Annotated in this window: 11 protein-coding genes; 4 read left to right on the top strand and 7 right to left on the bottom strand. The window is 72.3% G+C overall.

All coding sequences use genetic code 11. The annotated features are described in order from the left end of the window. Positions 1-309 precede the first annotated feature (309 nt). Entirely contained in the window at positions 310-1,485 is a 1,176-nt protein-coding gene (locus ACAX67_RS14325) for a pyridoxal phosphate-dependent aminotransferase (protein WP_370704525.1), read from the bottom strand. 143 nt (positions 1,486-1,628) lie between these two features. On the opposite strand from ACAX67_RS14325, the gene ACAX67_RS14320 reads away from it, so the two are divergent. The 3 genes from ACAX67_RS14320 to pyrE all read left to right on the top strand — a co-directional run bounded on the left by ACAX67_RS14320 (position 1,629) and on the right by pyrE (position 5,298). After that, positions 1,629-3,116 (top strand): fibronectin type III domain-containing protein, encoded by a 1,488-nt coding sequence (locus ACAX67_RS14320; RefSeq protein WP_370704524.1) that lies wholly within the window; start codon positions 1,629-1,631, stop codon positions 3,114-3,116. An 85-nt stretch (positions 3,117-3,201) separates the two neighbouring features. Next, a complete protein-coding gene (locus ACAX67_RS14315) occupies positions 3,202-4,743 on the top strand; it encodes a fibronectin type III domain-containing protein (protein WP_370704523.1) in 1,542 nt (513 codons plus the stop codon). 9 nt (positions 4,744-4,752) lie between these two features. Next, positions 4,753-5,298 (top strand): orotate phosphoribosyltransferase, encoded by a 546-nt coding sequence (gene pyrE / locus ACAX67_RS14310; RefSeq protein ID WP_370704522.1) that lies wholly within the window; start codon positions 4,753-4,755, stop codon positions 5,296-5,298. Positions 5,299-5,301: 3 nt separating this feature from the next. On the opposite strand, the gene ACAX67_RS14305 is transcribed toward pyrE, so the two are convergent. Continuing rightward, entirely contained in the window at positions 5,302-6,021 is a 720-nt protein-coding gene (locus ACAX67_RS14305; RefSeq protein WP_370704521.1) for a DedA family protein, read from the bottom strand. Between the two features lie 88 nt (positions 6,022-6,109). On the opposite strand from ACAX67_RS14305, the gene ACAX67_RS14300 reads away from it, so the two are divergent. After that, positions 6,110-6,766 carry a TrmH family RNA methyltransferase gene (locus tag ACAX67_RS14300; RefSeq protein WP_370704549.1) on the top strand — a complete coding sequence of 219 codons (657 nt, stop codon included), beginning with the start codon at positions 6,110-6,112 and terminating at the stop codon, positions 6,764-6,766. A 238-nt stretch (positions 6,767-7,004) separates the two neighbouring features. Here the strand turns inward: ACAX67_RS14300 and ACAX67_RS14295 are convergent, their stop codons facing one another. The 5 genes from ACAX67_RS14295 to ACAX67_RS14275 form a co-directional block, all read right to left on the bottom strand. After that, a complete protein-coding gene (locus ACAX67_RS14295) occupies positions 7,005-7,778 on the bottom strand; it encodes a septum formation family protein (protein WP_370704520.1) in 774 nt (257 codons plus the stop codon). Beyond that, the gene (locus ACAX67_RS14290; protein ID WP_370704519.1) at positions 7,775-8,518 is read right to left on the bottom strand and encodes a septum formation family protein; all 744 of its coding nucleotides are present in this window, start codon (positions 8,516-8,518) and stop codon (positions 7,775-7,777) included. The genes ACAX67_RS14295 and ACAX67_RS14290 overlap by 4 nt, the downstream gene beginning before the upstream one ends. A gap of 83 nt (positions 8,519-8,601) precedes the next feature. Then, positions 8,602-9,366 (bottom strand): septum formation family protein, encoded by a 765-nt coding sequence (locus tag ACAX67_RS14285; RefSeq protein WP_370704518.1) that lies wholly within the window; start codon positions 9,364-9,366, stop codon positions 8,602-8,604. 51 nt (positions 9,367-9,417) lie between these two features. Further along, positions 9,418-9,915 carry a SigE family RNA polymerase sigma factor gene (locus ACAX67_RS14280; protein ID WP_370704517.1) on the bottom strand — a complete coding sequence of 166 codons (498 nt, stop codon included), beginning with the start codon at positions 9,913-9,915 and terminating at the stop codon, positions 9,418-9,420. Beyond that, positions 9,912-10,817, bottom strand: a complete 906-nt coding sequence (locus tag ACAX67_RS14275; protein ID WP_370704516.1) for a hypothetical protein — start codon at positions 10,815-10,817, stop codon at positions 9,912-9,914. The genes ACAX67_RS14280 and ACAX67_RS14275 overlap by 4 nt, the downstream gene beginning before the upstream one ends. Positions 10,818-10,938: the final 121 nt, after the last annotated feature.

Raw genomic sequence — 10,938 nt, 5'->3', positions numbered from 1 at the left:
TTCCTCGCGGCAGCTACTCGTCGTACTCCTGCGTCCGTCACCACCAGGAGCACCTCAAGCCTCCTCCCACCCGAGGTAGGGCCCGGGGGACCGCACCTCGACCCCAGCGGCGCGCAACCCCGTTATCCAAAAACTCGGACCGACCACCCAAGGCGAGGCCGGTGGGTACGTCGCGGCGTCTCGATACGCCGTCGCTCGTTCCTCGCGACGGCTACTCGACGAGCGGGCGGGGGACGAGCGGGTGGGGCGGCTACTCGACGAGCGGGCGGGGGACGAGCGAGCGAGGCGGCTCGTCGGGCGGAGGTCGCGTCAGCGGGCGGCGAGGTGGGCGGAGGAGAGGCGGCGCAGGGCGTCGTCGATGACCGAGGTCTCCTTGCAGAAAGCCCAGCGGACCAGCTGGCGGCCGGCGCCGGGGGCGTCGGGGTCGTCGTAGAACACCTCGAGGGGTACGGCGACGACGCCCGCCCGCTCCGGGAGCGCCAGGCAGAACTCGCGGCTGCTGGCCCAGCCGAGGTGGCTGATGTCGGTCGCGGCGAAGTAGGTCCCCTGGGGCACGAACGCGGGCAGCCCGGCCGATGCCAGCCCCTCGACGAGATGGTCGCGCCGTTCCTGCAGGCTCCTCGCCAGGGTCGCCGGGTAGTCGGGGCAGTCGTCGAGGGCCGTGGCCACGGCGGGCTGGAGCGGCGCGCCGGAGGTGAAGGTCAGCCACTGCTTGGCTCCGAGGAGTGCTCGGACCAGCGGTGCGGGGCCGGTCGCCCAGCCCACCTTCCACCCGGTGAACGAGTAGGACTTGCCGGCGCTCGACAGCGTCAGGGTCCGCTCCCACATCCCAGGGAGCGTCGCGATCGGGACGTGCGCGGCGTCGTCGAAGACGAGGTGCTCGTAGACCTCGTCGGTCACCACGAGGAGGTCGTGCTCGATGGCGACCGCGGCGACAGCCTCCAGCTCCGCCCGGGTCAGCACGGTCCCGGTCGGGTTGTGGGGTGAGTTGAGGAGGATCAGCTTGGTGCGGGGCCCGACGGCCGAGCGCAGCGCGTCGACGTCGAGCCGGAAGTCCGGGGCGCGGAGGGTGACGGGGCGCCGTACGCCCCCGGCGAAGGTGATCATCGCGGTGTAGGAGTCGTAGTAGGGCTCGAGCACCACCACCTCGTCGCCCGGGTCGACCAGGCCGAGGAGCGCGGCGGCGATGCCCTCGGTGCAGCCCGTCGTGACCACGACCTCGACGTCCGGGTCCAGCGTGATGCCGTAGTGACGGTGCTGGTGGCGGGCGATCGCCTGGCGCAGGGCGGGGATGCCGGGGCCGGGCGCGTACTGGTTGGCACCGTCCTGGAGGGCGGTGACCGCCCGGCGGATCACCTCGGGCGGGCCGTCCCGGTCGGGGAAGCCCTGACCGAGGTTCACCGCGCCCGTGCGGATGGCGAGCGCGGACATCTCGGTGAAGATCGTGGTCCCGATCCCGTCGAGTCGGCGGGCTTGGCGGCTCATCTCGGTCACCTCGCCATCCAACACCACTCGGTCACCCCCCGCGCCCGCCACTTGAGGGCGCCTCAAGTCGCGCCCAAGTCGTCCTGAAGTGGGTCGGGGCAAGGTCTCCTCAACCGAAAAAGAGAGAACCAAGGAGCACCACGATGACCACGAACCGCACCCGCCGCATCGTCGCCGGCGCGCTGCCGCTCGCCACGGCGCTCTCGGGAGCGTTCCTCGCGACCGCGGCTCCGAGCCACGCGGCACCGATCGCCCCGTCGGCCTTCCAGGCCGGCACCACCAACGGCGTGATCGCCTTCTCCGACGACCGTGACGGCAACCGCGAGATCTACACGATCCACGCCGACGGCACCGGCCTCCAGCGCCTCACCAACGACCCCGCCCCGGACCTCCAGCCGCGCTGGTCGCCGAACGGCCGCCAGATCGCCTACCTCCACGACAGCCACCTCTGGGTGATGGACGCCGACGGCACCGACGCGCACCAGGTCGCCGACTTCAGCGACGACGTCTCGATCAGCTGGTCGCCCGACGGCGCGCACCTCGCCTACTCCCGCAACGGCGCGATCTGGACCGTCGACGCCGACGGCACCGACGCCCACGAGGTCGTCCCGCAGGTCGAGCCCGGCTACTACCTCGAGTCGCCCGACTGGAGCCCCAACGGAGCGCGCATCGCCTACCTCCGCGCCACCGGCCCCGGCGCCGCCACGATCCACACCGTGCGGCCCGACGGCACCGGCGACATCAAGATCAGCGACAGCTTCGGCCACACCCCCCGCTGGTCGCCCGACGGCAAGAAGATCGCCTTCGAGGAGCTCGGCCTGTCCGTGCAGACCCCCGGCGTCGAGGACACCGAGCGGATCTACTTCCTGCAGGGCAGCGACGGCGTCCTCCGCGGCCTGACCTGGTCACCGGACCAGACCCGCTTCGCGTTCGCGCAGAACACCTGGACCGGCTCGACGTGGACCCACCCGTCGATCAGCACCGTCGCCGTCGACGGCAGCGACCTGCGGCCGCTGACGGCAGGCTGGACGCCGGACTGGCAGCCCGTGCTGCCGGTGAGCCGTCCGGGTGCCCCGACCGGCGTGAGCGCCGTCGGCGCCACCTCGACGTCGGCGCGGGTGTCCTTCGCCCCGCCGGCCCGTGACGGCAACAGCGAGATCACGTCCTACCTGGCCCGCTGCACGTCGCCCGACGGTGGCACCGCCCGGACCAAGAGCGGTACGACGTCGCCGATCACCGTGCCGAACCTGACCAAGACCAAGCACTACCAGTGCCAGGTCCGCGCCATCAACGCGGTCGGCGGCGGCGTGTTCTCCGCGCTCACCCCGTCCTTCGCGCTGGCCGCGGAGGCGCCCAGCGCGCCGCGCAGCGTGACGGTCGCACCGAGCGGCACGACGGCGAAGACCAGCTTCCTGCCGCCGGCCTCCAACGGGGGTAGCGCGGTGACGTCGTACCTGGTCCACTGCGTGTCCACCGACGGCGGCACGACGCGGTCGGTCTCGGGGGCGGCCTCGCCGCTCACCGTCACCGGGCTCACCTCGGGCAAGAGCTACCACTGCGAGGTCCGGGCGACCAACGCGGCCGGCAGCAGCCCCTTCTCCACCTTCAGCGCCACCTTCCGCGTGGCCTGAACCTCCCACGGCCGGGCGGGCGTCCTCCCGAGGCGCCCGTCCCGGCCGGCCCCGCACCACCACCTGTCTCGAGAAAGGCAACCCCATGAAGCGCCTGTCCCTCCGCCGGCTGCTCAGCATCCCGGCGGCCGCCGCTGCTGCCCTCGCGGCCGTCACCCTCTCGCCTGCGGCGCCTGCGCACGCGGCCGACGGCTGGATCTCCGGCCCTCTCGAGGAGACGACGATCACCAACTGCTCGTCGATCATCCTCGGTAGCCCCTACCAGGAGTTCGGCATCGGCGCGTTCGCGTCGTACTACGGCGATCGCTCGGCCAGCCCGATCTCGCCCCGGACCGGTGACTCCACCTACCTCGACCTCTACGCGGAGCTCGTCGGCAACCACTGCAGCACGCCGTTCATCTTCCCCAAGTTCGTGCTGCCGTCCGGCGTCCAGTTCGACACCACCGCGCCGATCAAGTGCTACTACACCCCTCCGGGCGGCACGCAGTACCAGATCACGCAGGCCCAGCAGTGCCCGCAGTGGTCGAACGTCGCCGCCGACGGCCGCTACTCCAACTCGTACTCCGGCTGGTACTCCGGTTGGCCACTGCCCTCGGGACCGAACTTCACGTTCGGGTCGGCCTGGGAGTTCCTCGTGCCGATCAAGACGACCACGCAGCAGAACGGCTCGCAGCTCCGCGTCCAGCTCGACCTGGCCGACGGCAACGGCAGCGACCCGCTCCAGCTGAGCGTGCCGTTCTGGACCGGTGCGCCGCGCACCAGCGCCCCGGACGCCCCGACGAACGTCACCGCCAACCCGACCTCGTCGACCAGCGCCCAGGTGTCGTTCACCCCGCCGGCCAACAACGGAGGATCGGCGATCACCGGCTACGACGCCAGCTGCACCTCCCCTGACGGCGGGGTCAGCCAGGTGGGCGGCGGGACCGCGAGCCCGATCAACGTCACCGGCCTGACCCCCGGGAAGTCCTACCGCTGCCAGGTCCGTGCGAAGAACGCCGTGGGCCCCGGCTCCTGGTCGACGCAGTCCACGACCATCACGCTGCCCGCTGCCGCGACGGTGCCGGGCAGGGCGACCAACGTGACCGGCACGCCGACGTCGGCGACGACGGCCAACGTGTCCTTCACCCCGCCCGCCGCCAACGGCAGCCCGATCACCGGCTACGTCGCGCAGTGCGTCTCCGGCAACGGCGGCACGACCCGGGCCGCGACCGGCACGGCCTCGCCGATCACGGTGCGCAACCTGACGCCGGGCAAGGCCTACCAGTGCAAGGTGCGGGCGGCCAACGCCGTCGGCAACGGCCAGTTCTCGGCGCTGTCCGCGGCGTTCACCCAGCCGGCCACCCGGCCGGGCGCACCGACCAACGTGACGGCCGCGCCGAGCACGGCGGGCAGGGTGAAGGTGTCCTTCTCGCCGCCGGCCTCGGACGGTGGCAGCGCGATCACGTCGTACCTCGCGCAGTGCGTCTCCACCAACGGCGGTGTCACCCGCTCGCGGACCGGAGCGTCGTCGCCGATCCTGGTGACCGGGCTGACCTCGGGCAAGACCTACCACTGCAAGGTGCGGGCGACCAACGCCGCCGGCACCAGCCCGATGTCCGCCTTCAGCACCAACGTCCAGGTCGTCTAGCCTCGGGGCGTGACCTCCACGGACCCGGACCTCGCCGCCGACATCGATGCCACCTGCCGCCTGACCGGGGAGTTCACCCTCCGGTCGGGCCAGGTGAGCAACGAGTACTTCGACAAGTACCTCTTCGAGGCCGACCCGCTGCTCCTCGCCCGCGTCGCGCGGGAGATGGCGCAGCTGCTGCCGGCCGAGACCGAGCTGCTCGGCGGGCTCGAGATGGGCGGGATCCCGATCGCGACGACCATCAGTCAGCTGATCGGGATGCCCGCCCTCTTCGTGCGAAAGGAGGCGAAGAAGTACGGCACCTGCAAGCTCGCCGAGGGGACGCCGTACGACGGCCGCCGGATCACCCTCATCGAGGACGTCATCACGACCGGCGGGGCGGTGCGCGACGCGACCAACGCCCTGCGCGAGGGCGGCGCGATCGTCGAGACCGTGGTGTGCGCGATCGACCGCAGCCCGGCCGACGTGAACCCGCTCGCCGACGTCGGGCTCGAGGTGCGAGCCGTCCTCACGAAGGCCGACCTCGACGCGGCCCGGGCCGCCGCCGGGGCCTGAGCGTCACTCCGCGGTGGCTTCGGACGTCGGAGCGGGCTCGTCCTTGTCCTCGTGGCGCTTGCGCCAGATCTCGAAGGCCAGTGCGACCACGGTGACGGCGAGCAGACCGTAGGTCACCAGGTCGATGTACTTGCCGAGGCTCGGGAAGGTCTGGCCGAGGACGTAGCCGATCACGGTCAGCGAGGTCACCCAGGCGACCGCGCCGACGGCGCTCCACACGAGGAAGACCCGGCGCTTCATGCCGGTCACGCCGGCGACCAGCGTGATGTAGGTGCGGACGAAGGGCACGAACCGACCCGCGATCAGGGCGGAGTGGCCGTGACGGTCGAAGAACTCCGACGTCCGCTCCAGGTAGACCCGTTTCACGATGCGGCCGTCGCGCTCGTAGATGCGCGGTCCGATCTTGGCGCCCAGCTCGTAGCCGGTGACGTTGCCGGCGAAGGCGGCCAGGGAGTAGATCACCAGGCAGACGACCAGGTCGCCGAAGTGCCCGCCGGGGACGATGTCGACCTTGCTCTCGGCGATGAACAGCCCCATGGCGAACAGCAGCGTGTCGCCCGGGAGGAACGGGAAGAGCAACCCACACTCCACGAAGAGGACGATGATGCCCACCCAGAACAGCGCGGTGCCGAACTCCTTCAGCAAGAAGTCCGGACTGAGCCAACGGGTGAGGTCGTGGAGGCTGATGGCCAGGGTCGACACCTGGGCCAGGACTTCGGGCACGTCGAAACAGTAGTCGGAGCGTCCTGAGGAGAGGTGGGTACCCGTGGATGAGCGGACGACCGAGCCGGGTCGGGCGCCGTACGACCCGATGCCGCACGGCCCCGCGGAGGTCGGTGTCGGTCCCTGGGAGGGGCCGTGGCCGGCCGGCGACCACTACGACCCGCAGCTGCTCGCCGAGGGCGACCGGCGCAACGTCGTCGACCGCTACCGCTACTGGTCGCTGGAGGCGATCGTCGCCGATCTCGACACCCGCCGGCACGACTTCCACGTGGCGATCGAGAACTGGCAGCACGACTTCAACATCGGCACGATCGTGCGCTCGGCCAACGCGTTCCTCGCGCGCGAGGTGCACATCGTCGGCAACCGCAGGTGGAACCGTCGCGGCGCGATGGTGACCGACCGCTACCAGCACGTGCGTCACCACGCGACCGTCGCGGACCTGCACGCGCACCTCGCGACGCTGGAGGACGGGCCGGTGCCGCTGCTCGGCATCGACAACCTGCCGGGCTCCCTCCACCTGGAGACCATGGAGGTCCCGCGCCGGGTCTGCTTCCTCTTCGGCCAGGAGGGGCCGGGCCTGTCCGAGGCAGCGCGCGAGGCCTGCGACGGCACCTTCTCGATCGCTCAGTTCGGCTCCACGCGGTCGATCAACGCCTCGGCGGCCGCCGCCATCGCGATGCACGCCTGGATCCGCACGCACGCGGACCTCACCGGCGACTCCGGGCCGCCGGCCTGGCGCGGCTGAGACCGTCGTACGGACCACGGCGGCGCCGAGCAGGAACGGCACCGCCGAGGCCGTCGTACGGCGTCGCGACGGTCGGCTGGGTGGGCCGCCGCCGCGCAGCGCTCCTTCGAGTGCGGCGGCGTGGGGGGTGGACGCCTCGGGGAGCTCCGAGCGGACTTTCCGTGCACTCAGTGGTGAAACGTGTTCCAGCGGTGTCGGGTTACGCCGGCCAGGTCGGTCGACCTGCTCGGTCGCTCCCTCAGCTGCCGGTCTTCTCCAGGCACACGGCCGTTCGCAGCCCGGCGCGCCAGGTGACCCTCGACGGCCACTCGTAGAAGAACGCCTGGCGCGGCAGCCGGCGCGAGCACTTCTCCAGCGCGTAGGCCTTCGCGGCCTTCGCTCCGGGGAAGGAGTCCCGTGGGTAGGCGACGGACGCCACCGCGCGGTACCGGTGTCGCCGGTCGCAGACCGTCAGCGCGTAGTCGCGGTAGGACGTGTTGCGGCACCGTGCCAGCGAGTCGGGCAGCGGAAGGCGGGGGAGCGTCAGGTCCTGCGGCAGCCACGCCGGGCGGTTGCCGCCAGCGAGCTCGACGTCGCACCGGATCCAGGTCGCGCCCGCAAGGCGCTGCTCCGTGGTCGGCAGGAACGTCTTGGAGAAGTACGCCGACCGCATCACCGTCCTGCCGTTGCCGCCGAGCGTCGCGACGAAGTCGGGCAGGCACGACCGTGCCTCGATCGCCGCGATCTCGTCGGCGTCCCACCAGTTCGGCGCCTCGTCGAGGACCAGCACCTTGTAGGTGTAGGTCGAGTGCCGGTGGCTGCACCGGACCGCGGGCCGGTCGTCGGTGTCGGCGTAGGCCGCATCGAGGTGCAGGTCGTGGCAGGTGCCGACGGCCGGCGGGGTGGTGTCGTCGCCGGTCGTCGCCGCCGAGCCCGCCGTCGCCGGCGTCGCGAGGTCGACGGCGACCACGGAGGCGAGGACGGCCATCAGCAGCACGCCGGCGGCCCCCACCCGCCGGAGACGCGTGGTCACTTGTCCTCGGGGAGGCACACCGCGTTGCGGAGGCCCGCGCGCCAGGAGTAGCGGCTGGTCACCCATTCGTAGAGGAAGACGCCGCCGCCGCCGATCAGGTCGTTGCACCGGCGCGCCGCGAACCGCTTGGCCGCCTTCTCGCCCGGGTAGCTGCGGTTGCGCATCCGGGCGGTGGTGTAGGCGACGTACTTGTGCGGCCGCGTGCAGACCGTCAGCCGGTAGTCGGCCCGCTTGCCCTCGCGGCACTTGCGCACGTCGGCCGACGGGCGTGCGCCGCCGATGACCGTGTCCTGGGGGACCGGCGCGAGGGCCTCGTCACCGCCGATGAGCACGATGTCGCACCGCAGCCACGCCGCGCCCGCGTCGATCTGGGCTGCGGTGGGACGGTAGAAGGTCACGCCGTAGGCGGTCATCTGGTACTTCGCGGCGCTTCCCCCGGTCGCCTGGACGGCGTCCTTCAGGCACGGCACGTACTCGTCGGCGTACACGTCGTCCCAGCTGGTCGGCGCGGTCTCGAGCTGCGTCACCCGGACGGTGAGCGAGGTGTGGCGGGCCGAGCAGTCGACGGCCGGTGCGGCCTCGGTCCTGGCCATGTACTGCTTCCACGACAGCGCATGGCAGCTCCCCACGGTGGGCGGGGTGGTGTCGACCGTGCCCGCGGAGACGGGCGCCGGGACGAGGAAGGTGGTCAGTGGCAGGAGCGCGGCAGCCAGTACGGCGGCGCCGAGTCGCAGCTTCACGAGAGATCCCCCAGGGTTCGGATGACGGAGCCGCCGACTCTAGGTCGTCAAGGTGCACCTGCGGGCAGGAACGGGCAGAAGGGTCAGCTCCGCGTCCGCGTGAAGCAGATCGTGAACCGTCGGTGGGCGCTCCAGAGGAACTTCGTCGGGGCGTCGAAGTAGCCGAAGTCGTCGCCGAGGGCGTGGTCGCAGCGGTGCACCGACCAGTGCGTGATGCGCTTCAGTCCCGGGTAGGTCGCCCCCGGGAAGCGGAAGGCCCGCACGGCACGGAATCGGTGGGCGTGGTCGCAGGTGGTGACGGCGAAGTCGCCGCCGCCGCCGAGTCGGCAGCGCGCGATCGAGTCGTCCAGCGGGGCGGTGCCGAGGGTGGGCTGCCCGTCGGTCGGGAGCTGCTTCAGGGCGTCGCGGTGGGCGCGGCCCGTGGTCGTGTGGAGGCCGAGGTCGCACCGCGCCCAGGCCGCCCCCGCCTCCTGCTGCGCGGCCGTCGGGTAGAAGAACCACGTGCTGTAGGTCGACAGCTGGACGTCCTTCGCGTCGCCGCCGAAGAAGTCGTTGATCGAGCGGTAGCACTGCCGCGCCACCCGGTAGTAGAGCTCGTCGCTCGTCCAGTCGGGCGCGGTGTCGAAGGTGATCACCCTCGTCGTGACCAGGTCGTGCTCGTCCGTGCACGGGACCGAGGGCCGCGCGTCGGACTGGCCGGCCACCTGGTGCCAGGTCAGCTGGTGGCAGCTGCCCACCTCCGGCGGCGTGACGTCGACCGTCCCGGCGCGGGCGGGCGCCGCGCCGGTGAGCGCGGTCAGCGGGATGAGTGCGGCAGTGAGGACGGCAGCGCCGAGTCGCAGCTTCACAGGTGCTCCTTGTTTCGTGGATGGGGGTGGTGCGGGGCCGGTGGGGGAGGGTCAGCCGGTCTCGCTGTGGGCGAGGGCGCCCCGGAGGGCGGCGAGCCCGCGGGAGGTGTGGCTCTTCACGGTGCCCTCGCTGATCCTGAGCTCGGCGGCCGCCTCGGCGACGGAGAGGCAGAGCCAGTGGCGCAGCACGACCGCGGCGCGCTGCTGTGGTGGGAGCGCCTGGAGCGCGTCGAACAACGCCGATCGGTCCTCCACGCCGGTCGGGGCCGCGGCCGGCTGATCCGGCAGGGTGTCCGTGGGACGCTCGCGCCGCCACGGCCGACGGGACTCGTCGATGCTGGCGCGCACCAGGATCCGGCGGACGTAGGCGTCCTCGCTGCCGCCCCGCCGGACGCGCGGCCAGGCGACGTAGAGCTTCACCAGGGCGATCTGCAGCAGGTCGTCGGCGCGGTGCCAGTCGCCGCACAGGGCATAGGCCACCCGCCGCAGGTGCTCGCGGCGGGCGGTGACGTAGTCGACGTAAGACGTCTCGCGGTCGGACGCGCTCACAACAGGCCACCGCCACCTTCGGCGTAGCGGTCGCGGGCGAACGCGAGGAACGCGTCGAGGTCGGCGCCGCTCTCGGCGCGGGGGACGGCGATGTACTGCGCGGGACCGTCGGTCCGGCGCGCCAGCACGTACCACTCCTTGCCGTCGGCACGGACGAGCGCTACGGCGCTGGTGTCCGCGGCGGTCGCGAAGGCGTCGCCCACGTCCGGCGACGGCCGCTGCTCGAGGATCGTCGCGCCGTCGAGGGCGACCAGGGTCTCGCCGGAGCCGAACGCGACCAGGTCGTCGCGCTGCACGCCCGGCCACCCGTCCTCCGTGCCGTCCGGGCCGCGGTGGCGGTGGTGCTTCGGCGGGTGGGCCTCGATGAGGGGACCGTTGACGTCGATCCACTCCTGGAAGGTGGCGTAGCCCTCGGACGGCGCGTGCAGGCTGGAGATGGTCATCGCGGAACCGAAGAGGAACCACTGGCGGCGATCGCCCTTGACGACCTCGAGCCCGATCGTGCCGGGACCGTTGACCTCGTCGACCCGGTCGGTCAGGGTCCACCCCGGCCTGACCAGGACCTCCCCGCCGCGGCCGAGCATCACGGCGTCCTGGCCCATCCAGTCGGGCTGGACCGGCAGGCCGTCGTCCGGAGCCTGCTCGGGCGTGCCGGCGGCCGTCGGCGTGGCCGTCGCCGGCGCGCTGAAGCCCGGTCCGTCGGAGCGGTGCGGTCCGTCGCCCGGGGCGGCCGCCCACGCCGTACCTCCGACGACGACGACCGTCGCGGCCGCCCCGGCGACGTAGGCCAGCCGGCGCCGGCGCAGGGCCCGGCGGCCCGCCACCAGGGTCCGGTCCAGCGCGGGGGCGGGGTCGGGCGGGCTGCCGATGGCCGCGTCGAGCTGCTCGGCGATGTCGGGCATGGCGTCCTCCGTGGATCGGGTGTCCCTCACCCGGTAGTACGCGACCGGTGTCCGATCGGTTGCCCTGGTGCGGCGACGAGCTCCCACCGCACTAGGGTGGGCCCGACGACCAGACCCCTGT

This window comes from Nocardioides candidus, from assembly GCF_041321175.1.
Taxonomy (GTDB): domain Bacteria; phylum Actinomycetota; class Actinomycetes; order Propionibacteriales; family Nocardioidaceae; genus Nocardioides.
The sequence above is the reverse complement of the archived record's forward strand: the minus strand, read 5'-3'. Positions and strand labels throughout refer to the sequence as shown.